Below are 26,199 nucleotides of genomic sequence, written 5' to 3' on the forward strand. Positions count from 1 at the left end.
CATGCTGCATTTTTTCCAGTCCAACCGTTTTGTCCTGCTGGGCCTGCTTGTCGCGCTGATGATCGGCGGGGTGATGACCGTGCCCGGCCTGCCGGTCGAGCCGGTGCCGGATATCTCTCCTAAACAGGTCATGGTTTCAGTGACGGCGCCAGGGCTGGCGACCGAAGAGGTCGAGAAGCTCATCACCTTCCCGGTTGAGGCCAGTCTGACGGGTATTCCGGGCGTGACGGATCTGCGTTCCGTGTCGCGGACGGGGGTGTCGGCAGTCTATCTCCAGTTCGATGACGCGACGGATATTGATCTGGACCGGACGCGGGTTTCGGAGCGGTTGCAGGCAGCGCGGGACAGCATCACCATGCCGGGTGTGAGCGTCTCGATGGGGCCGCTGGCGACGGGCATGGGCGAGATCATGCAGCTCCAGATCCGTGGGGCCGGGCTCTCGCTGATGGAGCTGAACCGGCTCATGACCTGGACGGTCGTGCCGCAGCTCCGGCTGGTGCCGGGTGTTGTGGACGTCAACGTCAATGGCGGGGCGGTCGAGACGTATCAGGTGGCGGTCGATCCGGCGCGGATGCGGGCGTTCGGGGTCTCGGTTGGCGAGATCGTGCAGGCTGTCGATATGAACAATGCGTCCTCCGGCGGCGGCTGGATTGCGCATCATGCCGAGCAGAATGTCGTGGTTGGCCGCGCGCTCGTGGGCAGTCTGGCAGATTTCGGTGCCATTCCCGTGAAGATGGGGCTGAATGGGGATGTGATCCGGCTGCGGGACATGGGCGTTGTCTCCGCCGGGCCGAGGACGCGGCTTGGGGCCGTAACGCGGGACGGGCAGGGCGAGGCAGTCATCGGTGTCGTGATGATGCAGACCGGGGCGAGCTCGAATGCGACGCTGGCGGCGATCGGGCGGGCGCTGCCGGCGATCCGGCAGTCCCTGCCGCCGGGCGTGACGCTGGAGCCGTTCTACAGCCGGGCGAGCCTGACGGGACAGACCATCCATACGGTCAAGGAGAACCTGATGATCGGCGCGGCGCTGGTGCTGTTCGTGCTGGTCGTCGTGCTAGGGGACTGGCGGGCGGCGCTGGTGATCGTGTCCGTCATTCCGGCGTCTCTGGTGGCGGCGATGGCGGGGATGCGGCTGTTTGGCGTGTCGGCCAATCTGCTGAGTCTGGGCGCGATCGATTTCGGGATGATCGTGGACAGTTCGCTCGTCGTGGTGGAGCACATCATGGTCGAGCGTGGGGCTGTTCGCGGTGCGGGGCGAGGAACGCAGTCCTTTTCCGGGCTGACAGTGGATGCTGCGCGGGCCGTGGTGCGGCCGGTCAGCTTTGCGATTTTCGTCATCATCATGGTCTATCTGCCGGTGCTCACGCTTCAGGGCATCGAGGGCAAGATGTTCCGGCCGATGGCACAGACAGTCATCATGGCGCTGCTGGCCTCGCTGGCTTACTGCTTCGTGTGTGTGCCGGTTCTGGCAGCGATGCTGATGCGCAATGTCCAAGCGGATCGGGAGACCGCCTTTGTGCGGGTGGTGCGGCGGTATTATGAGCCGGCATTGCGCTGGACGGAGCATCATAGCGGGCGGCTTCTTGTCGTGACCGTGGCGGCGTTTCTGCTGGCAGTGGTAATCGGCGGCCGTCTGGGTGGGGAGTTCGTGCCGCAGCTTGAGGAGGGCTCGCTGGTTGTGACCTCGACGCGTCTGCCGGGAGCGTCTCTCGATACGGTGCTGCAAGGGGTGACGGCGGAAGAGAAAATCCTGCGGTCTTTCCCGGAAGTGCAGACGGTTGTCAGCAGCACGGGGACGGCGGCGATTCCGACCGATCCGATGGGGACGAACGAGACCGATACGTTCATTTTCCTCCGCCCGCATGAGGAATGGAAAACAGCGTCCACTCAGGCCGGGCTGGTTACGAAGATCAATGACGTGTTGCAGAAAACACGCCCGGATGCAGCGTATTCCTGGTCGCAGCCGATTCAGATGCGGATGGATGATCTGCTGGCCGGTGTGCGCACACAGCTTGCGATTTCGGTCTATGGCGATGATCTGTCGGAGCTGAACCGAATTGCCGGGCAGGTGGTCGAGACGCTGCGGACCGTGCGCGGCGCGGCAGATGTGGCGTTGCAGGGGAGCGGGACGGTGCCGTTCCTGCATATCGACGTGAACCGGGATGCGGCGGCGCGGCTGGGTGTGTCGGTGGCGGATATTCTGGCGGTCGTGGAAGCCGTGGGTGGGCATGTTGGCAAGCCGGTGACGGTGCAGGGCGCGATCATTCCGACGCAGGTGCGTCTGCGGGAGGATGCGGTCAGTTCGGCGGATCGGATCGGGCATCTTCAGGTGCGCCGGGCGGACGGGCAGGGCTGGGTCCTGCTGTCGCAGGTGGCGGATATCGTGCTTTCGGATGGGGTATCGCGGATTGACCGGGACAATATCCACCGCCGGGTAATCGTGCAGGCCAATATCCGTGGGCGGGATGTGAGTTCGTTCGTGGCGGCGGCGCAGCAGGCTGTGGCGCGGAACGTGAAGATGCCGCAGGGTTACCGGATGGTCTGGGCCGGACAGTTTCGCAATCTTCAGTCCGCGCTGCATCGGCTGTTCATTGTCGTGCCGATTGCACTGGCGCTGATTTTTCTGCTTCTGGTGGCGGCTCTGGGGTCGTTCGGTGCGGCGGCGCTGGTCTTTGCCAATCTGCCGATGGCGGCGACGGGTGGGATTTTCGTACTCGCGCTGCGGGGGCTGCCGTTCAGCATTGCGGCCGGGATCGGGTTCATTGCACTGTTCGGCGTGGCGATCCTGAATGGTGTGGTGTTGCTGAGCCAGATCCGGGTGTTTCGGCAGGAAGGGCTCGCGGCGGCGGATGCGGCGTTTCAGGCGGCCCGGAGCCGCTTGCGGCCGGTTCTGGCGACGGCCTCCGTAGCCAGTCTGGGGTTCTTTCCCATGGCGTTTTCGAGCGGGTCGGGCGCGGAAGTGGAGCGCCCCCTAGCGTCTGTCGTGATCGGAGGGCTGGTGTCCTCGACGCTGCTAACGCTGTTTGTATTGCCGACGCTCTATGCGCGGTTCTTTGGTCGCGAAGACGAAAGCACCCCGGACAAGGCATGAGCCTGTCCGGGGTCCGCGCCCTTACTGGAAGGGCAGGTAGCGGAAGTCGAAGAAGATCTGGCTCATGCTGGTATGCGGATCGCCGCCGATGCCGGCCCAGATCTGCCGCCGCGAATAGGCAAGCTGCGTGCCCGCTTCCACGGTGCCGAACTTGCCCTTGAAGAAGCGCCACCAGCCGCCGATCGTGATCTCCGAAACACTGCGGGTATTGGCGGTGCAGGACAGGGTGGAGAGTTCCTGCAGACAGCCCGCATTGGAATAGCCCGGGTTGCCGTAGCCGTAGGAATTGCCGTTTTCGTTGAAATAGGAATGGCCGACGCGCTGCGTGCCGAAATAGCCGTAGACGTCGATGCGCGGGTTGGGATGCGCGATGACACCGGCCTGGGCCTGGACGCCGAAGAGCGGATCGGGGCTGCCATTGGCCTTGAGCGTGGCATCGGGCAGCAGGACGGAGCCGTAGCGGTTGATGCCCCAGCCTGCGAGGCCGGCCATGCGCAGTTCCACCTTGCCGGGAATGAGCGGCAGGATCATCGAACCGCCCGCGCCGCCGCCGATGGCGGTGTTGTTATGGCCGGTATTGCCCATGGTTACGCGGTCATGCGGGAAGTGCAGGATGCCTTCCATTTCGTAATGGCCCCAGACGGGATCGTAGGCGACCTTGCCGATGACATCGGGCGCGATCTCGTTGGAGAACGTCGCCGTATCGTTGGTCAGGCCGACACCGTTCTCGCCGATCGTGACGGTGGAGCCGTTGGGCATCGATACGGTACCGTTGCTGGCGGAAAAGCCGGTCGTGTCATACAGCGTGGCGGGGTTTTCGATCGAAAGACCGGTCCACAGACGGTGATGGAAGAAATCCTTCACGATGCGGACCTGCCACTGGCGGGACCAGGTCTGGCCCGCCAGCATCGAGGCTTCGATCGTTTCCGGAAGGCTTTCCTGTCGTGCGACGATACCCGCACGGCCTGGCGTCAGAAGGCTCCAGGCCTGACCGCCGAGGAAATGCCAGCCTTCCTTGTTGTCGTCATAGGCCAGATAGGCCTGACGCAGACGGAAGGAGTAGCTGTTGCTTTCGTAAGGATCGGTCGTGACGGCGCCGGCACCGAAATCGGATTCAAAGAAGCCCGAGATCGTGGCTTCGGAATTGATGTTGCCGCGTGCGAGCAGGGACAGGCGGCTGTAGCGGGCGCCGCCGTCAAAATTGTTGGTGTGATAGCGCGGCTCGTTCGGATACGGCATGTCCTGCCAGTAGTTGAACGTATCGGATGCGACATGACGGTTCTCGAGCACGGCGGCCGTATCGACGAAACCGCCGAGCATGAGCGTGACCGGGCCGAGATGGAACACGCCGTGATCGCCGACGGCACCTGCGGCCTGTGCGCCCAGCGTTTCGCGTGGATGGGGGCCGACGCCGTTTTCGGCGAAATGGACGAGCACGTCTTCGGCGCGGTGGCCGACGACAGCGAGTTCCGACCCCTTGTCGGTATCGATCAGGCCGCGTCCGGTGGGGGAGAGGGAAACGCGGTCACGTCGTGCCACGGCTCCGCGGAGGGGTTCAGCTCCCCTGGCGGCGGTCATTTCGCCAGGGGTAGCCGTGAACTGGGGAGCTTCGGCGGTTTTGAGGCCATGACGGCGGGCGGATGCGGTGGTGATCCGTTCGCCATGGTCTGCGTGGACATCACTGCGTCCGTCCGGGCGGGCGGCGGCGAGTTGTCCGTCATGGGAAGGAGATGCGTGGGAGGCAGAGGTGCCCGAGGCGTGGTGTCGGGCGATTTCCGCTTTCAGCACGGCCATGTCGTGATTGATGGCGCGCTGTTCTTCCTGCACATGGGCCTGAGCTGCCTGAAGACGGCTCATTTCCTGTTCCATTCTTGAAACGATATCATCATCGGCCCGCGCCGTTGTGCCCAGTACAAGGGCGCTTAGTGTCGTGCCGAGAAACAGATATCCGCGTCCCGATAACCGCAGGGAGCGCAGCGTGCGGAAGGTGAGCAGTTTCAACTAATTCCCCCATGTCAAAAGATGTCCCGAACATGTGCATGAAGTCGTAAAGGATGGCTTTTAAAAAGATTTTCAGGTCGCCCCTGGCACCCTATAGACCGCAGAAAATCCCGGAGAATGCGCAATATTTCCACCCGGATTTTCGATAAAATGACGAAATCGTGAAGTTATTTTCCGAAAAGGGAGTGTTGCCATTTCAAGAAAAAGAAAAGGGATCGGGAAAATCGAATGTAAATATCTCAAGATATTTCTGAATATATTTTTGATTAATTATATTTTTATATTTATAACTTACATATCTTGATTTATTATATAATGAAAATTTTAGTTATTGTTTTATTTTATTCAATGGTATTGATTTTCTTTCTGTAAAAAAGCGTATCAGAGATGTTTTGCGGGCTGGAAGTGTACATCTTCCTCTGCAGGAAGACTGCATTCCATCTTCACCCCATCCTGCCGCTCAGGCATGCTGCCGACGGGCATGATGGTCCATGCGGCTTTTTGGAAATGGAATGCGGTGATGAGAGTTGCTCTGGGACAGTTTGCTGTTGCGCCGGACTGGGAAACCAACCAGCGGCAATGCCTCGATCTGATCGCACGGGCGCGGGAGGGAGGGGCCGAGCTTCTGGTTCTGCCCGAAGGGATTCTGGCGCAGGACATCAACAATCCGGAACTCCTGCCGCAGACGGCGCAGCCGCTGGATGGTCCATTCATGGAGGGACTGCGCAAGGCCAGTCAGGGCATTGCCGTGGCGGGATGTGTGAATGTGCCGGACGGGAATGGGCGGTTTTACAACACGCAGTTCGTGCTGCGCGACGAAGCCTTCATCGCAACATACCGCAAACTGCACCTGTATGACGCGTTCAGCATGAAGGAATCCCAGCGCACCTCGCCTGGGATGGAGCTGCCGCCCGTGGTGCAGATCGGGGACATGAAGGTGGGTCTGATGACCTGCTACGATGTGCGTTTTCCGGAACTGGCGCGTCATCTGGCACTGGCGGGGGCGGAAGTTCTGCTGCTGCCGGCTGCCTGGGTGCGCGGGCCTGGCAAGGAACGCCACTGGGAAATCATGTCTGTGGCGCGGGCGCTGGAAAATACCTGCTATGTCGTGGCGGTTGGGGAATGTGGCGCGCGCAATACCGGGTTCAGCATGGTGGTCGATCCGCTGGGCGTCGTGACGCTGGCTCTGGGCGAGGCGCCGGCTCTCGGTTTCGCCACGCTGGACCGGGAGCGGATCGCTCATGCCCGTCAGGTTCTGCCGGTGCTGGAAAACCGGCGGTTTGCGGCTCCTGTTCTGGCCAGTTTGAAAAACTGAAACGCGTCAGGGCCGAGGATCTATCTTCTGCGATCAGATATGTTACGGTAAGTTTCTACTGAACATTACTTCGTGGGAACAATGAAAAACGGTATCGCGTGGGGTGTAGGGGCCGGTGCTCTCATCATGGGGCTCGGCGTGCTTGGGCTGAGCCTGCGGAATCCACAGGGAATGCAGGCTGCGGCCACACGTCCTGATCCGTGCACTTCTGCGACCGCGCAGGCCCAGCGCCCCCAGAACTGTCCGGATTCCGGCCATTCCTCGGGCGCTGTGTATGTTCCAACATCCACCAGAAGGTCCGACGATAAGATTGGCGGCCGTGGAGGGGGAGACGAGAGTTCGGCGGGCCATGCCGGCTTTGGCGAAAGCGCGGGCGCCCACGCGGGCGGGGGCGAATAGTTTTCGCGCATGGTTCAGCTCCACCGCCTGACGTCTTCCGCAAGACCGGACTGGCAGGCTGAGGCGGACCGGCTCGGCTACCATTATTACCGCAACGCCGATGGCAGCTTCGCCTGGCGCGAGGACGTCCGTTACGAGTTCGATGCGGCCGCGGTCACATGGATCCGCGATGTCTCCGAAACGCTGCACCGGCTCTGCCTGTCGGTCGTGGACGAGGCCGTCAGGCAATCGGGCGGGCTGGATGCGTTTCACATTCCGCCTGCCGTGCAGGACGTGGTGCGCCAGTCCTGGGCGCGGCGTGATCCGTTCCTGATCGGCCGCTTCGATCTCGCCTGGTGCGACGGCCAGCCCCGGCTGATCGAATATAATGCCGATACGCCCGCGACCCTGCCCGAAAGCACGCGGATGCAGACCTCATGGCATCGGCAGAGAGGGCACCCGCATACTCATGTACCTCTGGATGCGCAGGCCATTGTAAATCGGCTGGCGGACCTGCGACGGAAGGGGCGGATTGATCGCACAATTCACATCGTGCCCTATCCGGACAATCTCGAAGACACGACCCATGCCGTCTATTACCGGCAATGGGCCGAACAGGCCGGACTTGAAGCGATCCATTGCGAATTGCGCGATCTGGAAATCACGCATGGCGGCCAGCTTCTGCATTGCGGGCGGATCGTCCGGAGCATGATCCGCATGTATCCATGGGAGTTGATGTTCCGCGATTCCGGCGCCCGGCACCTTCAGCACTGTGGCTGCACGTTCCTGAACCCACCCTGGACGGCGCTGCTGTCCAACAAGGCGCTCCTGCCTGCCCTGTGGAAGCGTTATCCGGGGCATCCCAATCTGCTGGCCGCCGGATATGCACCGCAGGACGTAACCGGCAGGCACGGGCAATCTTCTCCCCGCGCCTATGTGGAAAAGCCAATCCATGCCCGTGGCGGCGAGAATGTGCGCATCCTGCGCGACGGCCGCGTCCTTTGCGCCGAAAGCGGGACCTATGGCGCGTATCCGAAAATCTATCAGGAATTCGCCGATCATCGCGTTGACGGGGTGACGGCCTCGGTCGGGGCCTGGATTGTCGGGGACAGCTTTGCCGGTCTGACCATGCGGGAGAGCCAGGACCCGATCGTGCGGCACACGTCGCCGATCGTGCCGCATCTGGTCCGCAGGCGGGGCTTCATGCGCAGACTGCTGCGCTCGGGGTGAATGATCGCGGAGGATGTCTGAAAGCTTCACACAACACCGCCCCGGTTTTGCCACATGATGGGATCAGCGTCCTTTAGGGTGCCGACTTCCGTCATCGTGGGGATGCCATGCGACCTGTCAGTGCAATCAACAGATTTGGATGGGGCCAGCGGGACGGTGCTCGGGAGGGCGCGGGCCTGTCGCTGCATGACTGGCTCGCCCATCAGCTGACCGGGCCTGACACCGCTACGTTCAGAGGCGTGTCTTCCTGTGCGGATGGCCTGATTGCACTGCGGGAACAGCGCCGCACGAAGGTTCAGGGTGACCCGCTGGTCAAACCGATCTTCCAGGCGGAAGTCGCCACGCAGATGGACATCCTGCTGCTGACGGATCAGCCCTTCCGGGAGCGTCTGGCGTGGTTCTGGTTCAACCACTTCACGGTCAGTCTACGGCAGGGCAGCACGCGGGCTGTCATCGGCGCCTATATGCGCGAGGCCATCCGCCCGCATGTGACCGGGCGCTTTTCGGACATGCTTCTGGCGGTCATGCGGCATCCGGCCATGCTATTGTATCTGGACAATGCGTCCTCCATCGGGCCGGACAGCGCGGCCGGCCGCAGGAGCCATCACGGGCCGAACGAGAACCTAGCCCGCGAATGTCTGGAACTGCACACCGTCTCGCCCGCCGCCGGATACAGCCAGGGAGATGTGACGTCCTTCGCCGCGATCCTGACAGGCTGGGGCGTGGACATGAAGGCCGACCGGCCGGGTTTCGTGTTCCGGGAGAAGGCGCACGAACCGGGACCGAAAACGCTCATGAGCCATATTTTTCCGGAAGGCGAGGATGGCGGCGTGCAGGCCCTGCACTTTCTTGGCACGCATCCCGCGACCTACCGCCACATCGCCACCCAGATGGTCCGGCATTTCGTATCGGACACGCCAGCACCCGCTTCCGTACGGCATGTCGAGACCGTTCTGCGGGACAGTGAAGGCGATCTGCAGGCGGCCTCCCTCGCGCTGGCGGATTTGCCCGATCCGGGGCCGGGCGGCGGCAAGTTCCGCTCGCCCATGGACTACGCCACGGCCGTGCTCCGCGCATTATCCATCGGTGGAGAGCCCAGCCGGCCCGACGATCCACATTCCCCCGCCCATCAGCTGGCTTCGGCTTTCAGCACACTGGGGCAGCCGCTATGGACCGCACCGCTGCCCAATGGCTGGAGCGACAATGCCGCCGACTGGTGCGCGCCCGCGGACATGCTGGCCCGTGCGGACTGGGCGTGGCGGGTGGCCGCGCATGTCCGAAGCGGCGATCCGATGGACATCGCCGATATCGCCCTTGGCCCCGCCCTGCGTCCGCAGACCCGCACGGCCATGCATCACGCCGGGTCGCGTCAGGATGCGCTGGCCCTGCTGTTTTCTTCCCCCGAATTCCAGAGGCGCTGAGTCATGATGATCCCCCGTCGTACCGCTCTGCTCGGTCTGGCTGCCAGCTGGACACTGGGACGTTCCTCCCTGGCCTTTGCGGGCTCTTCCGGTGGGCCGGATGATCCGCGTCTGGTCGTCGTGATCCTTCGCGGCGCGCTGGATGGCCTGTCCGCCGTCACGCCTTATGGTGACCCCGATCTCGTGACGTATCGCCGGGCGCTCGTTCTCCCCGAACCGGGACAGGAGGGCGGATTGCTCGATCTGGGCGGCTTCTACGGTCTGCACCCGTCGCTTGCGACCCTGCACGGGCTGTACGGAGAAGGCCAGATGCTGCCGATCCACGCGGTGGCCGGGCATTATCGCAGCCGGTCGCATTTCGAGGCCCAGGATTATCTTGAGAGCGGCGCGGATGAACGTCTGGACAGCGGGTGGCTGAACCGGGCCGTTTCCGTGCTTCAGGGGAAGGCGAACCGGCCGGACGGATACGGGCTGGCCATGGGGCTGACAGTGCCGCTTCTGCTGCGGGGAGCGGCGCGGGTAGGCAGCTATGCCCCTGCCGGAAGCCAGCATCCGGACGCCGATCTTTACAGTCAGATCCTCGCCCTGAACGCCTCGGACCCCGTGACTGGCCCTGCTTTCCGGAGCGCGCTGAAGGCCCGGGGCTTTTCGGAAGCATCGCGGATGGACATGGGAGCCACCATCACCGCTGAAAAATCCCGCAAGCCCGATGCCTTCACTCGGCTCTCCACAGCGGCCGGGCAGATGCTGGCCACGCCGCATGGGCCGCGGATCGCCGCTTTGGAAATTGGGGGATGGGACACGCATGCCGGGCAGCTCGGACGGCTCGGCGGCCCGCTGGCACAGCTCGATCGCGGCATCGGGGCGCTGCGTCAGGGGCTTGGGGAAAGCTGGAAGCGCACGGTGGTTCTGGCGATGACGGAGTTCGGACGCACCGTGCGGATCAACGGCACGGGTGGGACGGATCACGGAACGGGCACGGTCGCCTTTCTGGCCGGTGGGGCTGTGGCGGGCGGGAAAGTCGGGGGAACCTGGCCGGGTCTGCGGAGCAGCCAGTTGTTCGAGAACCGGGATCTTGCCCCCACGACGGATCTGCGGGCGGTGGCGGCAGGCGTTCTCTGCGACCACCTGCATTTGCCGTCGCGTGCGGTTGCAACGGTCTTCCCGGGCCCGGCCGTGGACCCCGTGAAGGGGCTGGTCGTCCCGGTCTGAACGCGTTTCAGAACTCCGAAACAACCGCGAAGAACGTGCCCCGGCGCTGACCGTATTGCGCCTGATAAATGCCGACCCCGCTGCCATCCCGAAGCTGGTAGCGTTTGTCGAACAGGTTTACGACATCGGCACGGACTTTGATGTCATGTCCGAACGGTACATTTGTGAAACTATGCTGGTAGCCGATATTGAAGACGTCGTATTGCGGCTCCTTCTCCAGATTGGCAAAGCCGCTGCGCAGCCCATAGCCATAGACGAAATCGGCATAGGCCATGTCGTGTTTCGTGGTCCACGAGGCCCCGGCTGTAGCGGTGAATTCGCCTTGATGGTCAAGCTGGATCGCGTGATTGCGGATATAGGCCAGTTCGGCCGGATCGAACTGGTACTGCGCCGAATTGATGTCGCGGGCCGAGGTTTTGACGTAGGAAAAATTACCGAAAAGCGACCATGGCCCATGACGCCAGGAACTGCCGAATTCGGCGCCATAAACACGCCCGCGCCTGTAGCTGAAGGGGGCCAGAATGACCGCACGGCCGAACTGCCCGAGATCGGTAAGGTCATGCGCCCATTTGGCATAGGCATCGAGCGTGATCTGAAATTCGGGCGTGATGCGCTGAAGGATGCCGCCATCCACATAATGCGATTTCTCGACCTTCGTGGCGCTGTCGATCGTATTGGCCGCCGCGTTCGTCGTCCCGGCAAAGCGGGCCAGCGTGGACGGGTAGACATATTGCGGGGAAGGCGGGGCGAAATAGCGCGAATAGCCGAGATGCAGCGTCGTGCTGCGCGTCGGCTTCCAGACCATGTTCGCACGCGGGCTCAACTGGCCTTCATTGTCGAAAGATGAGGCGAAACGGTCGTAGCGGATGCCATAATTGAAGGTCAGGTTCCGGGTGATTTTGTACTCGTCCTGAATATAGGCCCCGGCCTCGACCGACCAGTTCCCGGTATTGTCGATCAGGCGCACAGGCGTGTTCACGGTCTGGTTGCCCAGGTCATCCACAGGGAAAGCGAGCGTATCGGTATCGAGACGTTCGGACGTGTACTGTCCCAGCAGTCCGGCCCGTAACGTGTGATGGCGTGCGATGTCATAGGACAGGTCAGCCTGCATGCCACCGGTCGTGAAATCGTTGACCTCATGTTCGGATACGCCCTGATAGATCAGGTCCCGGTCACGGTCCGGCGTGTAGTCGATCCGGCCGTAGCGGAAATAGGGGGAGACCTGAAGGTTCATTTTGTCCGTCGTGCGCTGATACGACAGGACGGCGTAGTAGTTCTGTTCGGTCTGGCTGTCGTTCAGGCTGGCCCAGTTCATGGCCGGATCCTGCGGGTTTACGCCTGCAACATCATAAAGCGTCGTGTAATCCGGGCTGTTCGTATCGAAGGTTTTGAAGGAGTTGGGGATCTCGAAATCTGCATAAGAGGCGCTGGTCAACAGCGTGAGGCGGCTCGTCTCGTCGAGATGCCAGGACAGATAAGAAAACGCCTTTTCCTGTTCCGTCACATCATGGATCGCGCGGAATGTGTTGCTCGGATTTTCAATGCCGATGTTGTTGCGGGTGAAGGACAGCGTGGTGAAATAATCCAGCTTTCCACGCTGCCCCCCAATCTGCACGGACGGGACAAACGTGTTGTAGCTCCCCCCGTAAAGCGAGACCTGATTGTGTTTGAGGCTGTCACCGGTCTTGGTGGTCACATCCACCACGCCAGCGGTACGAAAGCCGAACTGGGCGGGGAGCGTACCGGTCAGCAGGTCCACGGACTGGATGATGCGGGTGTCGAGTTCCTGGCCGAAACCGTTCAGCCCTTCAGGCAGCAGCACCCCGTTGACCCGATAGGTCAGCCCGCCATGCTCACCCCGCACATGCACCTCGCCATAGCTGTCGAGAACGACACCGGGGACGCGCAGGAGGATCTGGTTGAAGGCCGCGTTCTGGCCACCCGGTGTGGTCGTGATCTGGTGCTGGTCGATGGTGTAATCCACCGCGCCAAGGCCCGGGAAAATGCGGGCCCGTTCGCGGTTGAGATGCCCTGTGACGCTGATCTGCTCGGGGGCAGGGGGCTTTTCGGACGAGGCGGCTTTCCTGACAGTCTGCGGTTCTGTTTCGGGCACTGTTGGGTCTGCGAGCGCCGTCCCGAGAACGGTCAGACTGACGGTCATCCACGCACAGGAGCGCTTATTTCGCGATAGTAAACTGACTATTATATAGCTTATGCTATATCTGGTGGTGTGCATGGAAGGCGGCCTGCGAACGGGGTTTGGGGCATCACGGGTGATGGAAGTCCGTCAGGAGTAAAGCATCTGCGTTATGATATGCAATATGCTATATTGATTGGCATAGGGTTTTCTGGGCAGGGCGCTGATCGATGGGGCATTTCCTATCGGGGGGAGTGTCTGTAAGAGGGAACCTCGTTCCGGACTGTTTTTCGTCAGGGAATTTTCCTCAGGCCTATGACTGTTTCATCCCCTCCCGCTCCTGTGGTCGTCCGTCGTCGGACACAGGCTGATCGCAGTGCGGAGACGCGCGGCAAGGTCATTCAGGCAACCGTCATGCTGCTGCAGACGCAGGGCTATGCCGCAACGACCGTCCAGCGCATCGCCAAAACGGCGGGCGTCAGTCTGGGGGCGTTGCAGCACCAGTTTCCAACCAAGGCGCAGGTCATGGCGATGGTGCTGCGGCATTATGCAGTCAAGCGCGCGCGGCTGTACCGGCGGGCGCTGAGCATGAAAGGCAGTCCCGAAGCGCGCGTGGATGCCATGCTGGACACGATGTGGCGGCTGGTGACGGATGGCCCGGAATTCCTGGCGACCGTGGAGATCGAACTGGCACGGCGGAGCGATCCGGATCTGGAAGCAGTGACGGCACCGGTTCTGGCGCGGATCGATCAGTTCATGACTCACTGGCTTTCAGGGCGGCGCATGGCCCCGCCGGATCCGCGCTTCGTCGAGTTGCGGCTGCTCAATTCGGCGCTGTTGCGCGGGCTGGCGGTCGAGCGCGCGCGTGGTGTTCCGCTGGAGGATCTGGCGCGGTCCTTTGAAGTCTGGCGGCGCTTCTCCAGGGCGGAATTTCTCAGGATTGCGGACCCGTCAGCCTGAAGCCGTATGGTTCGGGAACGGAGGCTGCGGAGCCTCGGTGATCATTGCATTTTTAGAATAATTTTCTTGACGCTCATAAAACAAGTAGGTTGTATTGCTTTTATATTGGATTCACGAACGGCCTGCCCCGTAAGGGAAAAGGCGCTTGTTCCGGACAGATAAGGTCAAACATGACGATGCCGCCTCTGACTGCCGCACAGGTTTCCCCACCCGAGATCGCCGAACGTCATCGGAAGGTTCGTGAGAAAATGGAGAAGGCCGGGCTTTCGGCCTATGTCTCCTTTGATCCGAACAATGTCTATTACCTGACGAATTTTGCGAATTTCGTGCATGAGCGGCCGTTTGTGCTCGTGCTGACGATGACCGAGACGTTCTTTGTCGTGCCCGTGCTCGAAGTGCCGCATGTGCTGCGCCACAAGGTCGGGGACTTCAGACTGCTGAGCTATGCGGAGTTCCCGGCAGTCGTGGGATCACGCTGGTCCGACCGGTTTGCCGAGGCGCTGCCGAAGCAGGGAACAATCGGGATCGAGGGCGCCTGTCCGGCCTATCTGCAGGCGCAGATCCCCAATCCGGTGAAGATGCTGAACATCATTGACGAGGTCCGTGAGATCAAGTCGGCGCATGAGATTTCGCGCATCGCCTGGACGAGCGATGTGATGACGAAGGCGCTGGCGATGATGCTGGGCAAGGTGCAGCCCGGTGTGATGGTCGCGCATGCCATTGGTGACGTGACGCCGTATTTCTATCAGCGCTGCCTGACGGAATCCCCGCAGTACAACGTCATGTCGACCCATGCCGCCGGCCTGATCCAGCCGCCGGCCTATACGGATGATCCGCATAATTTCTCGTGCCTGACGGCGACCTGTGAGCCGGGCGGCCCGTTCCTCGGGCTCGTGGCTGGCAAGATCAACGGCTATGGGGCGGAAATAGAGCGCACGTTTTTCCTCCAGACGATCCCTGAAGAGGCGAAGCGGCCTTTCGATACGATGATGGAGATGCGTTACAAGGCCTACGACATGCTCAAACCCGGCGCGATCGGTTCGGAAATCGATGCCGCCTGTCAGGCGATCGCGCATGGGGCCGGCTATGAAACGCCGCTGCACCGGACGGGTCACAGCTTTGGCGTCACGAGCCATGAAGCGCCGTTCCTGGCGCTGGGTGAGGATAATGTCATCCAGCCGGGCATGATCTTCAGCATCGAGCCGGGGATCTACATCAAAGGAACGGCTGGATACCGTCATTCCGACACGGTTCTGGTGACGGAGACCGGCTACGAGATCCTCACGCAATATCCTGATAGAAAAGAAGATCTGATCGTCGGGTAAAGCCCTTCCGGCCTTGCGCCTCCTGCCGTGAAAGGTGGGGGGCGAAAGAACTGCCGGAAGAAATTGCATTCCTCTGCTGCCTTTCGTTCCGGGATAGAAACCTATGTCCATTGCAGATCGACTGGAGCGTCTTCCGTTCTCCGGATTTCACTACCGGCTCCTGTTGCTCGGGGGCGCGGGATACTGTTTTGACGGGCTGGATGGCGCCATCCTCGCCTTTGTGATGCCCGCCCTGCAGCATCTGTGGGGGCTGTCGATGACCCAGCTTGGTCTGCTGGGGAGCGGGGCGTTTTTCGGATATTTCATCGGTGCACTGTCAGCGGGGCTGGTAGCGGACCGGTGGGGCCGGCGGTCCGTGATGATGTGGGCGCTGGCGTGTTACTGCGTGGGCTCTCTCGTCTCGGCGCTCTGTATGAACTGGCATGGTTTTGTGCTGGCGCGTGTGCTGGCGGGGCTTGGGACGGGCGCTGAATCCGCGATTATTGCGCCGTATCTGTCGGAATTCGTGCCGCGGCGGTATCGTGGGGTGTTTACGGGGGCGCTGGCGGGGTTTTTCTCCTTCGGGTTCGTGGGGGCATCGCTGCTGGGATATGCGCTGGTGCCGGGTTCTGCGAATGGCTGGCGCTGGGCGGTGGGACTGACGGCGTGCCCGGTGGTCATGCTGCTGTGGTGGCGTCGGGCTTTGCCGGAATCTCCGCGCTGGCTTGAAGGCGTGGGCCGGGGTGAGGCCGCACATTCCGTTCTTTGCGATATCGAAAAGAGCGTTGGCGTTGTGTCGCCGGCTTATGAAGCGCGTGCGGTGGTGCTGGAACGCCCGTCGGTGGGCGGGCAGTTCGCGCGGCTGTGGGGCAGTGGGCTGCGGCGGGTGACGGCCATGAGCTGGGTTCTGTGGCTGTCGGTCACGTTCAGCTATTACGCGTTTTTTTCCTGGCTTCCCACGCTTCTGATCGCGCGCGGGTTCACCATCACGCACAGTTTCGGGTTTTCGATCGCCATCTATGTGGCGCAGATCCCCGGCTATTTCAGTGCGGGATTCTGCAACGAATATTTCGGCCGCAAGGCAACGGTCGTGACGTATCTCGCTGCTGCCATGCTCAGTGCAGTCGCGATGGCGCTCGTGTCGTCATCCGGAGGGATTCTTGCGGCAGGAATGCTGCTGTCCTTCTTCATGAACGGCGCTTTTGCCGGACTTTATGCCTACACACCCGAAATTTTCCCGACCATCCTGCGGGCGACGGGAATGGGAAGCGCCTCAGCTATCGGACGGACCGGCGCGATCGCCGCTCCCCTGCTGATCGGGGCGCTGTATCCGCGGGCCGGGTTTGCCGGGGTGTTCGGACTGACGGCGCTGATCCTGCTGGCTGGCGCGCTGAGCATCCTGATCTTCGGACCATCAACCGTGAACCGGTCTCTGGAAGAGATCGGGGACGCGTACTGAGTTTTTCCATGCTTTCCGCATGACTGCCACATCTTCTGAAACCGGAGTTGTCCCGGGGAGACCTGAAATGTTCCGACTTAACAATATTCTCCTGTGTACGAGTGCGCTGGTTCTGACACTGCCGGCTGTTGCGGCAACGACGTCGGGCAAGGCTGTGCATGGAACGAAAGGTCACCCTGCTGCCCCGCCTTCGGTTGTGCGGGTGCGGCATGTCGCGCCGTCTTCGGATCCGGAATCGATCCAGGTGTACCGCAGGAAAAATGCGTTCGGACAGATGGTAATGCAGCATCAGGGCGTGTCGGTCACGCATATCGATTCAACCGAACTGGCGCGGCATCAGGTGACGGATGTGAAGGGGCTGATGAACCTTGCGCCAAACCTGACAGTGCAGCCGCAGGGCTCGAGTTCGGCAGTGAACTTCACGCTGCGCGGTGTGGGGCTGAACGACTTTACGGCGAACAATACGCCGTCGGTCATGACCTATGTGGATGGGGTGGCGCTGCCGATCGGCTATATGGCGGGGGCTGCGATGTTCGACATGGCCGGGGTTGATGTGAGTACCGGGCCATCGGGCTTTACGCATGGTCAGACGGTGACGGCCGGTGAGATCAACATCAAGACCGCCGATCCGACGAAGACATTCCATTACGGGGCATCGGAAGACATCGCGACCTATGATCGCAGCATTACGAACCTGTATGTGTCGGGACCGCTGTCGTCGAATGTGCAGTACCGCATTGCGGGTTTTACGCAGCAGGGCGGGGGCTTTCAGAAGAACATCAATACCGGGCAGTCGCTGGGAAATGCGAACAAGGGCGGGCTGCGGGCCAAGGTCGCCTGGCAGCCGGATGACAGGACGAATATCGTCTTCAGCGGCAACTGGATGCAGGATGATTCCCAGGCGATGGGCGCCTACAATATCCAGGATCTGGCGCGCAATACGCCAACCTATCAGAACAACCGCAACACGGGCTGGGGCTTTACGCCGGACTTCCTGAAGATCACGGGCAATTCCGCGGGGACGAAGCCGTCCTACAACAACACGTTCTGGGGGGCGGGCGTCAATTTCACGCGCAATCTGGGCTTTGCCGATCTGAGCACCATCAGCGCGTTCCAGCAGATGTATGTGCATAATCTGATGGATCTGGATGGCACGCGCTATGCGATCTATGACGACGACGTCAATACGGATGCGAACCTGTTTTCGCAGGAAGTGAAGCTGGCGTCGCGTAATCCGCATGACCGGCTGCAATGGAATGTCGGCATGTACTATGATCGCACGCAGATGCATTCGGTCATTTACAACGACTATACCGGCTCGGGCTCGCGACCCTATATCCAGCGGACGAGCTACAATCAGGATCAGCAGGCGTTCAGCCAGTACGGGCATCTGCGCCTGACGGTCACGAAGCGTCTGCATCTTCTGGCGGGGATCACGCATGAATCCGATGACCGTGATCTCTATAACATGCAGACGATGCGCTATAATACGGCCGTCTATCCCACACCGTTTGACAACCATTACGGGCGTCGCGGGGCGCTGACGAACCAGTTTTCAGGAATGGGCGGGATCGAGTATCAGGCGCTCGACAACCTGATGTTCTATGGCTCCATCCGCAAGGGCTTCAAGCCGGGCGGCTTTACGGCGAACAATACGGTCGTGGCCTCACAGCTCAATCCGACCAAGCCGGAATCCCTGCTGGCCTATGAGGTCGGTTTCAAGTCCGATTACTGGAACCACAAAATCCGCCTTAATGGCGATGCGTTCTGGTACGATTATCACGGGCAGCAGGTGGCCGGGCTTGCCGTGGTGTCGAACTATGGTGTGGTCGGGCAGTACGTCAACATTCCCAAGAGCCGGATCTGGGGTGTGGAAATGGAGATCGACGCCAATCCCATTCCGGGGCTGCTGCTGCATCAGCACTTCGGGTATGAGCGCGGAAATTACGAGGATTACAGCGCGATCGACTCTACGGCTGTTGCGGCGACCTATATCAGGACGGGCAAGCTGGTGGCGCTGTATCGCAGCTATGCCGGAGTGGATATGGGGATCCCGAAACTGACGCTGGAGGGTTCGGCATCCTACAGGGCGAAGCTCGGGACGCGCTGGACGCTCACGCCGTATCTTGACTACAGCTATCGCGGATCGCAGCTTGATGTGCCGGGGAACAATCTGTACCGGATGCCTGCGTATTTCCTGATGGATGTCGGCCTGACTTTCGCGCCGAAAAGCGGAAAATGGTCTCTCGGGGCCTATGTCAACAACATCCTGGACCGGCGCTATGACGTGACGCGCCAGACCGGGCTGAACGGGATTTTCGGCATTCCGGGAACGCCGCGGATGGTGGGCGGACGGCTGCGGGTGGATTTCTGAACCTGCGTTCTGGCTGACAAGAAACCCGGTACAAAGATCGATCGTGCCAATCTCGAACAGGCGCGTCGTGCGGCTTCCATCGTAACCGTTCGCGGGATTCAGCGAGCGAAGGCGTTTTCCGGCAAGCGAACGCATAGTCTAAAAAGCCGACCCCGCCGATGGACTGTCGCAGGCTGGTCGTCATCCCGTCATTGCCTCTCGCCGGAGCCGACGATTCGGTCTGTCAGGGATGCCGGTCTGGCGATGGAGTTCTGAGCTCAAGGTCCGGTAAAGGGGCGTGGCAAAGCGCGATCCGCCCTCCTGTGAGGCTGGCGGAATGGACTGTCCCGGAGGCCATGACGGCAACAGTGCCCGCAAGGCCGTGCGTGATGGACCCCACACGATGAAACAGGCCTGATCAGGCTCCGTTCTGATACTCCGGTTGTCCTGTCCGTATCACTGTCGGAGGCGCCATGACCATTCCTGTTCCTGCCGTCTGGCGGTGTCCGGTGTGGCTGCGCGGCCACAGGATGACCATTACACAATATTGCTATTGAGAATCATTCGCATTAACATCTGGAATGCGGGAAACAGACCCCAGTCAGAACGTCGCGGCGGTTTCGCCTGACGCGTGGTCCCATCCGGATCAGGCGGAACCCGTCGGAAGATCTGTGAAGTTTCCAGAGTTCAGGTGCTGCATGCCTTCAGAAAACGATTTTTCGATCCCATCGCCATCGGGCGCATCTTTCAGGTCATCCCGCGACGGTTCGGGCCAGAAATGGTCGGCCCTCGTTATGCTGGCGCTCGGCGCAGGACTGGGTGTCGCAGAAACCGGGGACGCCGAGGCACAGGACGGAAGCGATACGGGCACGACCGCGACCGACAGCACGATCAACCTCTCCGCCGTGCGCGTTCACGGTCAGGTGGACGCTGACAGCAGCAATACGAACAACACGTCTCTCGATATCGGCCGGATGCCGGGCACGGTTCGTGATACGCCACAGACCATCAGTGTCGTGCCGAAAGATCTGATCATCCAGCAGCGCCTGTTCACGCTGGACCAGGCGCTCGCCAATGTTCCGGGCATCACCATGTCCACAGGCGAGGGCAATGGCGGCCTGAATGGCGATCAGTTCCGCATCCGCGGCCAGCAGGCGCGTGGCGACATCTATGAAGATGGCCTGCGGGACTTCGGAACCTATGTGCGTGACACGTTCAATACCGAGAGCGTCGAGGTCATCAAGGGGCCGAGCGGCGAGTATTTCGGCGCGGGCAATGTGGGTGGTGTGATCAACCAGACGCTCAAGAAGGCGCATCTGGGCAATCATTACGATCTGGACCAGACCTTCGCCAGCGGCATGCAGTACCGCGGCACGGCGGATGTGAACTACCAGCTTGGCAAGCATACCGCCCTGCGCGTGAACGGCATGTATAACAAGCAGGACGTGGCCGACCGCGACAATATCCGCACGGACCGTTATGGCGTGGCGGCGGATCTTGGTTTCGGTCTGGGGACGAAAACGACCTATCACCTGAATTACCAGTGGCTCGGCAGCCGTGGCACGCCGGATTACGGTGTTCCGATGATCCAGATCGGCGGCATCTATTCCCCGATCACAAGCCATGGACTGGCCCGTGATACGAGCTATGCGCGCAGCTTCAACATGGACAATTCGAACATCCACATGGTGACGTCGAAGTTCTCGTCGGAAATCGCGCGCTGGCTGACGTTCAACAACGATACGCGCTTTACGCACTACCATCGCGACTATTCCGCAACGACCCCGAATGCCTGTACCGGAACCTGTGTTACGTCGTTCCTGTCAGGCGGCAACCCGACGCTGCCTTACGGCGCTGGCGGTGGCGTGGCCTATCAGCAGGATGGCTGGGGCATCCAGAACGTCATGATGGCACGGGCGAAGTTCAACACGGGCTTCCTGCATCACGACCTCAGCGCGGGTGTGGACATCAACTACACCAAGGACGACCGGATCATGGGCACGTATGTGAACCGGGTGAACGACCAGACGATCCGCAACCCGTCCTATTCTTCGCCAGGCACTTATATCACCTGGCCCTCCAGCGGGCACCGGACGGCGGATTTCCGAGACCTGGGTCTCTTCCTGGCAGACAAGATCCATATCACCAAGCGTCTGTCCCTCTTCGGAACGTTGCGCTGGGACAGCTTCGAGAGCACATACTGGAGTGCGGCGGCAGCCTCCTCGGGCGTGCAGTCCCAATCGTCCAACAAGTTCAGCCCGTCCGCGAGTCTGATGTATGACGTGGACGACAACAAGACCGTCTATTTCACGTTCTCCCGCTCCTACAAGCCGGTCGGGACGGATGCGTCGTCTGAAATCACCAACCAGGCGAGCGTTGGAGACGTCCCGGTCAACGGCACCAACCTCAAACCGCAGCGCAGCGACCTGTTTGAAGTCGGCACCAAGATGGACTTCCTCAACAAGCATCTGGGCATGACGGCGGCGCTGTATCAGATCGAGCAGAATAACTCGTACACCTATGACGAGAGCGGCAATATCATCACCGGCTTCCAGGATGCGGGAACCGGCCGTGAGATCCGCGGTGCGGAACTGAGCCTGACGGGCAAGATCACGAAGGAATGGGAAATCTATGCCGCGTATTCCTACATGGGCGGCAAGGTAACGAATTCCACCACGACGGATGGCAAGCAGGCCCCGCAGCTCCCGCACAACAACTTCTCGGTCTGGACGTCCTATGATCTGTCGCCGGTGCTGCTCAAGCCGGGTCAGGGCAAGCTGAGTGTCGGCGGTGGCGCGCAGTATAGCTCCGGCTACTGGGCGAACGAGGCGAACACGGCCCGCATGCCGTATAACTTCTCGCTGAACACCATGATTTCCTACCAGTACGGCCGGTATCATGTGCAGTTCAACGCCAACAACCTGTCCGATCACCTGAACTATGCCTCGGCCTTCAGTACGGGCCGTGCCGTGCCGCAGTCCGGCCGGACCTTCATGGGCAATTTCGGCATCGGTTTCTGATCCGGGCCATTTCCCTGTCCTGCAGAACCCCCGGTTTTTCACCCCGCGTGAAAGACCGGACCAGAAAGGAACGCGATGTCATCAGTGTCAGGAGCGCATCAGGATAACGGGATTTCCCGGCCTGCGCCTTTGCCTGTTCCCGAACAGGTGAAGGCACAGCTGATTCTGGCGCAGACCCATCTGGATGCAGGGCGTCGGGAAGACGCCTTTTCCTGTTTCGGGATCGCCGCCCGCAGCGGACATCCCGTAGCGCTGAACATGCTCGGTCGTGCTTACGAGCGCGGCTGGGGCGTGAAGCGCAACCCGGCCATGGCGGCGCGATGCTTTGAAACCGCGATCGAGGGTGGAGACGGCTGGGCTATGTTCAATCTGGCCGATCTGTTTCTGGCCGGGGACGGGGTGCCGAAGAATACACAGCGGGCTTACCGGCTCTATGTGGATGCCGCCCGGACCGGTAACGCCAAGGCCCTGAACATGCTGGGGATCATGCACGAGGATGGCTCCGTCCCGGCGGGGGAGCCTGATCCGGATACGGCCCATCAGTTCTATCAGGCTGCGGCCGAGGGCGGGGACTGCTGGGCCTGGCTCAATCTGGCGCGTCTTGCTCTGGAGCGGGGCGTCTGGTCCGAGGCAGCGCTGGGGCTTGAAAAAGCGCTGGATTGCGCGATCGTCGGCGTGCCCGACGCCGTGCTGGCCCTGATCCGTCCCCATGCGCAGGAGCGGGTGTTTCAGGCTGTCATGATCCGCTGCCTGGCGCTGCTGGAGGCCCAGGCGGCGAGGGGTGTTTCCCATGCGGCCTGAGCTGAAACATCGCATTACAGACCGTGCGTTTTTCATACAGAATGGTGAGGTGACAGCGCCTGAAACCATGACAGGATATGGTTCCCAGGGAAGGATCGCGTTGCATGGATGATCGTGTCGCACAGGTTCTGGAGCTTTATCACGAGCGGATTCAGGCCGAGCGCGAAGAGCGTAACGCCGGGATCCATCGTCCCAATTCCGAACGGTTTCTGGCTGTGGGCCGCCGGACCGGACAGCTCATCAGCATTCTCGCGCGGGTGCTGGAAAAGCCGACCATTCTCGAACTGGGAACGTCCTACGGCTATTCCACAATCTGGCTGGCAGAGGCGGCACGGACTGCGGGCGGACGGCTCGTGACGATGGAGCTTGAGACTCACAAGATCGCCTATGCCCGCGACATGGCGGAGCGGGCCGGGCTGACTGGTTATGTCGATTTCCGCCACGGCAATGCGCTGGACCTGATCGGCCAGATGGACGACGGCATCGACTTCGTCCTGATGGATCTGTGGAAAGACCTCTATGTGCCCTGCCTTGAGGCCGTCCTGCCGAAACTCAACCCAGGTGCCATTATCGTTGCGGACAACATGCGCGTTCCCGGTGGCGAAGACGCGCGAAAGTACCAGCAGGCCGTCCGCGCCATCCCGCACATGCTGAGCGTGCCGCTGCCCGTGGGGACAGGGCTCGAAGTCAGCCGGTATCTCCCCGCTTAAATCCCTGTTTTTCTGACATCAACCTGCGGCCGGCGCTGTGCCGGCACAAGAAAGCAACATGTTCAAGACATTCATGAACCGATACGGAACCCCACTGACGACCGGGTTCTTCATTGTCTCCGGCGTCACGGGCGTGGCGCTGTTCTTCCACTGGGGGCCGACAGCGTTTCATCCCATCCATGAATGGCTGAGCATGGTGCTTCTCGCACCCTTCATCCTTCATCTGGTGAAGAACTGGACATCGCTGGTCAATTACGCCCGTCGCAAGACGCTGTATGTGCCGCTGATCATCGCGTTCGCGGGCTGCATCCCGTTCTTCTTTCAGGCGCCCAGCGGACATGCGGGCAACCGGCAGACGGCATTTATGGCGCTGCCGGTTCTGGAACACGCGCCGCTCACGCTGCTGGCACCACTGGTCCATACGGATGCGGACGCTCTCGTGCACCGCCTTCAGGCACAGGGCTATACGGTCAGCTCGGCGGATCAGACGCTCGACGATATCGCAAAGGCGTCCGGACATCCCGTCAATGATACGGTGGTCGCAGTCCTTCAGCGCCCGCATGACCATGCCGGTCCGGGTGACGGATCAGGCCATGGGGGCCATCACCAGCACCCCGAACAGCATCAGGACTGAGATACAAAAGCCCCGGTCTGACCGGGGCTTTTTCATATTCACCTGAAATCCGGCCCTTGGACACGAAACGACATGCAGGAGGATACGAATCATCCTTGATAGTGAGAATGACTCTCATTATCGTCGATTCAGTATTCCCGCAGTTCCAACAGGTGCCGTGATGTCCCTTAGCTTTTCCCCCTGGCAGATGTTTCTCGACGCCGGCCCGGTCGTGCGGGGCGTCATGACAATCCTTGCGATGGCCTCGCTGGTGACCTGGACGATCTTCATTGCCAAAACCATAGAACTGCAGCGCCTTCGCGCACGGCTGAAGAAATCGGAAATCACGCTCGAAGACGCCGAGACGCTGGATATCGGCGAGGAATGGACGCGCACCGGATCGGGCTCCGGCATCGCACATGCCATGGTCATGGCGGCCGAAGTGGAGCGTCAGCGCTCGCAGGACATTCCTGGGGACCGCGAAGGCATCAAGGAACGTATCGTCCTGCATCTCGAAAGGCTGGAAGCCGCCGAGGGCCGCCGCCTGATGCGGGGGACGGGCGTGCTGGCGACCATCGGCGCGACGTCTCCGTTTGTCGGGCTGTTCGGCACGGTCTGGGGCATCATGTCGTCCTTCACGGGCATTGCGGCCGCCCATGCCACCAGCCTTGCCGTCGTGGCGCCGGGCATTGCCGAAGCACTTCTGGCAACCGCACTCGGCCTCGTCGCCGCCATTCCGGCCGTGGTGATCTACAACCATCTCGCCCGCCAGACGGCAGCCTGCCGAGCCTGTGTCGCGGATCTGACGTCGCTCGTGATGCGCCTCGTCTCGCGGGATCTGGCGCGCGGGATCAGCGGCGGCAAGGTGCTCCGCTTCGGGCGCGATACGCTGGCTGCGGCAGAGTAAGCTTCCATGGCCATCCGGATCCGCCATGCGGACGAAACCGTGCTCGAAGCGCACGAAATCAACGTCACGCCGTTCATTGACGTCATGCTGGTGCTGCTCGTGATCTTCATGGTCACGGCCCCGCTCACCACCGTCAACGTCCCCGTCGATCTTCCGTCCTCCACGCAGCAGACGGCCCCCCGGCCGGACGAACCCGTCTTCCTGACCGTCAAGGCAGACCACAATCTGGCTCTTGGCGAAAATGACGTGCCCGCCGCGCAACTGACGGAAGCGCTCGCCGCCGCGACCAAGGGCAACCGCGACGAACGCATCTTCCTGCGCGCCGACAAGACCGTGGATTACGGCACGCTCATGGACGTCATGGATCATCTGCGCAGCGCGGGCTATCTCAAGGTGGCGCTCGTGACGCTGCAGGGCCAGACGACCGGAACAACGCCCTGATGTCGGACGGGCTGATCTCCGCGCAAGCGACGCTGCCGAGTTTTCGGGAATGGTACGCCGCAACATGCCGTCTGGAAGACCGCCGGAGCGCATGGCTCTGGGGCGGCTCGGCGTTGGGTGTTGTCGTCCTCACGGGTGCTGTCCTGTTCTGGGCGGTCACGTCTGCCCATCCCCAGCCCATTCTGGCGGCGGAACCGCCTCCGGCTGCGATTAGCATCGATCTTGCGCCTGTCCCCGCGCCGGTTCCGGCCCCGCAGCAGGATGTCGATCCCGGCCCGCAGCAGGCCGTGGCCTCCACGGAGCCGCAGCCGGAAGATCCGCCCAAGGTCGAAGCGCCGCCAAGCCCCGCGCCCAACCCGCCGGTCCCGGTGCCCAAGACGGAAAAGATCAGGCCGCACAAACCAAGTGTGCACAAGCCGCTCCCGCCCGTTCCGGTCAAAGCGCCGCCTGCGGAAAAGACCACGGCTCCGCGCAACGTGGAAGCGCCGCCCACGACCAGCCCGAGCGCCGCTTCGGCCACCACCTCCAGCCATGCATCGCATGATCCCGTGACCTGGCAGGGCGAACTCCTGGCGCGTCTGGAACGGTTCAAGCGCTATCCGCAGGAAGCCCAGTCCACGCATCAGGAGGGAACGTCCCTGCTGCATTTCGTCATGGACCGCAAAGGCCATGTCCTGAGCGCCAGCCTCAAGCGCAGCGCGGGGCATGACCTGCTGGATGCGGAGACGCTGGCCCTGATCCACCGTGCCGAACCGCTGCCCATCCCGCCCGACAGTGTGCAGGGCGATCCGCTATCCCTGACGGTTCCCATCGAGTTCTATCTGGAACACTGATCCACTTTACCCC

Annotated in this window: 19 protein-coding genes; 17 read left to right on the forward strand and 2 right to left on the reverse strand. The window is 61.5% G+C overall.

Going from position 1 to position 26,199, the window contains the following annotated elements:
- The first annotated feature begins 1 nt into the window (after position 1).
- Entirely contained in the window at positions 2-3,091 is a 3,090-nt protein-coding gene (locus HKD31_RS01920) for an efflux RND transporter permease subunit (RefSeq protein ID WP_194263814.1), read from the forward strand.
- Positions 3,092-3,112: 21 nt separating this feature from the next.
- Here HKD31_RS01920 and HKD31_RS01925 read toward each other — a convergent pair whose 3' ends face one another.
- The gene (locus HKD31_RS01925) at positions 3,113-5,092 is read right to left on the reverse strand and encodes a hypothetical protein (RefSeq protein WP_194263813.1); all 1,980 of its coding nucleotides are present in this window, start codon (positions 5,090-5,092) and stop codon (positions 3,113-3,115) included.
- Between the two features lie 520 nt (positions 5,093-5,612).
- On the opposite strand from HKD31_RS01925, the gene HKD31_RS01930 reads away from it, so the two are divergent.
- The 5 genes from HKD31_RS01930 to HKD31_RS01950 all read left to right on the forward strand — a co-directional run bounded on the left by HKD31_RS01930 (position 5,613) and on the right by HKD31_RS01950 (position 10,648).
- The gene (locus HKD31_RS01930; protein ID WP_194263812.1) at positions 5,613-6,407 is read left to right on the forward strand and encodes a deaminated glutathione amidase; all 795 of its coding nucleotides are present in this window, start codon (positions 5,613-5,615) and stop codon (positions 6,405-6,407) included.
- Positions 6,408-6,488: 81 nt separating this feature from the next.
- The gene (locus HKD31_RS01935) at positions 6,489-6,806 is read left to right on the forward strand and encodes a hypothetical protein (RefSeq protein ID WP_194263811.1); all 318 of its coding nucleotides are present in this window, start codon (positions 6,489-6,491) and stop codon (positions 6,804-6,806) included.
- Between the two features lie 9 nt (positions 6,807-6,815).
- Positions 6,816-8,015, forward strand: a complete 1,200-nt coding sequence (locus HKD31_RS01940; protein WP_194263810.1) for a glutathionylspermidine synthase family protein — start codon at positions 6,816-6,818, stop codon at positions 8,013-8,015.
- Positions 8,016-8,122: 107 nt separating this feature from the next.
- Positions 8,123-9,436 carry a DUF1800 domain-containing protein gene (locus HKD31_RS01945; RefSeq protein ID WP_194263809.1) on the forward strand — a complete coding sequence of 438 codons (1,314 nt, stop codon included), beginning with the start codon at positions 8,123-8,125 and terminating at the stop codon, positions 9,434-9,436.
- Between the two features lie 3 nt (positions 9,437-9,439).
- On the forward strand, positions 9,440-10,648 hold the full coding sequence (locus HKD31_RS01950) for a DUF1501 domain-containing protein (RefSeq protein ID WP_194263808.1): 1,209 nt from the start codon (positions 9,440-9,442) through the stop codon (positions 10,646-10,648).
- 7 nt (positions 10,649-10,655) lie between these two features.
- Here the strand turns inward: HKD31_RS01950 and HKD31_RS01955 are convergent, their stop codons facing one another.
- Positions 10,656-12,809, reverse strand: a complete 2,154-nt coding sequence (locus HKD31_RS01955) for a TonB-dependent receptor (protein ID WP_228120113.1) — start codon at positions 12,807-12,809, stop codon at positions 10,656-10,658.
- 291 nt (positions 12,810-13,100) lie between these two features.
- Here HKD31_RS01955 and HKD31_RS01960 point away from each other — a divergent pair, with 291 nt between their 5' ends.
- From HKD31_RS01960 to HKD31_RS02010, 11 genes are all read left to right on the forward strand, one after another.
- On the forward strand, positions 13,101-13,745 hold the full coding sequence (locus HKD31_RS01960) for a TetR/AcrR family transcriptional regulator (RefSeq protein ID WP_194263806.1): 645 nt from the start codon (positions 13,101-13,103) through the stop codon (positions 13,743-13,745).
- A gap of 170 nt (positions 13,746-13,915) precedes the next feature.
- Complete coding sequence (locus HKD31_RS01965) at positions 13,916-15,070, forward strand: M24 family metallopeptidase (protein ID WP_194263805.1); 1,155 nt, start codon at positions 13,916-13,918, stop codon at positions 15,068-15,070.
- 103 nt (positions 15,071-15,173) lie between these two features.
- Positions 15,174-16,508, forward strand: a complete 1,335-nt coding sequence (locus HKD31_RS01970; RefSeq protein ID WP_194263804.1) for an MFS transporter — start codon at positions 15,174-15,176, stop codon at positions 16,506-16,508.
- Positions 16,509-16,575: 67 nt separating this feature from the next.
- Positions 16,576-18,882, forward strand: coding sequence for a TonB-dependent receptor (locus HKD31_RS01975; protein WP_194263803.1), 2,307 nt, complete (start codon positions 16,576-16,578; stop codon positions 18,880-18,882).
- Positions 18,883-19,559: 677 nt separating this feature from the next.
- Positions 19,560-21,881 carry a TonB-dependent receptor gene (locus HKD31_RS01980; RefSeq protein ID WP_370543878.1) on the forward strand — a complete coding sequence of 774 codons (2,322 nt, stop codon included), beginning with the start codon at positions 19,560-19,562 and terminating at the stop codon, positions 21,879-21,881.
- Between the two features lie 75 nt (positions 21,882-21,956).
- Positions 21,957-22,682 (forward strand): tetratricopeptide repeat protein, encoded by a 726-nt coding sequence (locus HKD31_RS01985; RefSeq protein ID WP_194263802.1) that lies wholly within the window; start codon positions 21,957-21,959, stop codon positions 22,680-22,682.
- A 104-nt stretch (positions 22,683-22,786) separates the two neighbouring features.
- Entirely contained in the window at positions 22,787-23,392 is a 606-nt protein-coding gene (locus HKD31_RS01990; protein ID WP_194263801.1) for an O-methyltransferase, read from the forward strand.
- A gap of 58 nt (positions 23,393-23,450) precedes the next feature.
- Positions 23,451-24,026: a hypothetical protein gene (locus HKD31_RS01995; protein ID WP_011252111.1), complete on the forward strand. Its 576-nt coding sequence runs from the start codon at positions 23,451-23,453 to the stop codon at positions 24,024-24,026.
- Between the two features lie 160 nt (positions 24,027-24,186).
- Positions 24,187-24,912, forward strand: coding sequence for a tonB-system energizer ExbB (exbB, locus tag HKD31_RS02000; RefSeq protein ID WP_062497754.1), 726 nt, complete (start codon positions 24,187-24,189; stop codon positions 24,910-24,912).
- Positions 24,913-24,918: 6 nt separating this feature from the next.
- Positions 24,919-25,353: a TonB system transport protein ExbD gene (exbD, locus tag HKD31_RS02005; RefSeq protein ID WP_041111108.1), complete on the forward strand. Its 435-nt coding sequence runs from the start codon at positions 24,919-24,921 to the stop codon at positions 25,351-25,353.
- Positions 25,353-26,186 (forward strand): energy transducer TonB, encoded by an 834-nt coding sequence (locus tag HKD31_RS02010; protein ID WP_194263800.1) that lies wholly within the window; start codon positions 25,353-25,355, stop codon positions 26,184-26,186. The genes exbD and HKD31_RS02010 overlap by 1 nt, the downstream gene beginning before the upstream one ends.
- The last annotated feature ends 13 nt before the right edge of the window (positions 26,187-26,199 follow it).

This window comes from Gluconobacter potus, assembly GCF_015244705.1.
Classification (GTDB): Bacteria; Pseudomonadota; Alphaproteobacteria; order Acetobacterales; family Acetobacteraceae; genus Gluconobacter; species Gluconobacter potus.

Bases quoted from the DNA above. Each gene is read 5' to 3' on its own strand.
- HKD31_RS01990 (WP_194263801.1), top strand. From the start codon at position 22,787: ATGGATGATCGTGTCGCACAGGTTCTGGAGCTTTATCACGAGCGGATT.
- HKD31_RS02010 (WP_194263800.1), top strand. From the start codon at position 25,353: ATGTCGGACGGGCTGATCTCCGCGCAAGCGACGCTGCCGAGTTTTCGG.
- HKD31_RS01970 (WP_194263804.1), top strand. From the start codon at position 15,174: ATGTCCATTGCAGATCGACTGGAGCGTCTTCCGTTCTCCGGATTTCAC.
- HKD31_RS01940 (WP_194263810.1), top strand. From the start codon at position 6,816: ATGGTTCAGCTCCACCGCCTGACGTCTTCCGCAAGACCGGACTGGCAG.
- HKD31_RS01945 (WP_194263809.1), top strand. From the start codon at position 8,123: ATGCGACCTGTCAGTGCAATCAACAGATTTGGATGGGGCCAGCGGGAC.
- HKD31_RS01920 (WP_194263814.1), top strand. From the start codon at position 2: ATGCTGCATTTTTTCCAGTCCAACCGTTTTGTCCTGCTGGGCCTGCTT.
- HKD31_RS01950 (WP_194263808.1), top strand. From the start codon at position 9,440: ATGATGATCCCCCGTCGTACCGCTCTGCTCGGTCTGGCTGCCAGCTGG.
- HKD31_RS01995 (WP_011252111.1), top strand. From the start codon at position 23,451: ATGTTCAAGACATTCATGAACCGATACGGAACCCCACTGACGACCGGG.
- HKD31_RS01980 (WP_370543878.1), top strand. From the start codon at position 19,560: ATGCCTTCAGAAAACGATTTTTCGATCCCATCGCCATCGGGCGCATCT.
- HKD31_RS01960 (WP_194263806.1), top strand. From the start codon at position 13,101: ATGACTGTTTCATCCCCTCCCGCTCCTGTGGTCGTCCGTCGTCGGACA.
- exbB (WP_062497754.1), top strand. From the start codon at position 24,187: ATGTCCCTTAGCTTTTCCCCCTGGCAGATGTTTCTCGACGCCGGCCCG.
- HKD31_RS01965 (WP_194263805.1), top strand. From the start codon at position 13,916: ATGACGATGCCGCCTCTGACTGCCGCACAGGTTTCCCCACCCGAGATC.
- HKD31_RS01935 (WP_194263811.1), top strand. From the start codon at position 6,489: ATGAAAAACGGTATCGCGTGGGGTGTAGGGGCCGGTGCTCTCATCATG.
- HKD31_RS01955 (WP_228120113.1), bottom strand. From the start codon at position 12,809: ATGACCGTCAGTCTGACCGTTCTCGGGACGGCGCTCGCAGACCCAACA.
- HKD31_RS01975 (WP_194263803.1), top strand. From the start codon at position 16,576: ATGTTCCGACTTAACAATATTCTCCTGTGTACGAGTGCGCTGGTTCTG.
- exbD (WP_041111108.1), top strand. From the start codon at position 24,919: ATGGCCATCCGGATCCGCCATGCGGACGAAACCGTGCTCGAAGCGCAC.
- HKD31_RS01930 (WP_194263812.1), top strand. From the start codon at position 5,613: ATGAGAGTTGCTCTGGGACAGTTTGCTGTTGCGCCGGACTGGGAAACC.
- HKD31_RS01985 (WP_194263802.1), top strand. From the start codon at position 21,957: ATGTCATCAGTGTCAGGAGCGCATCAGGATAACGGGATTTCCCGGCCT.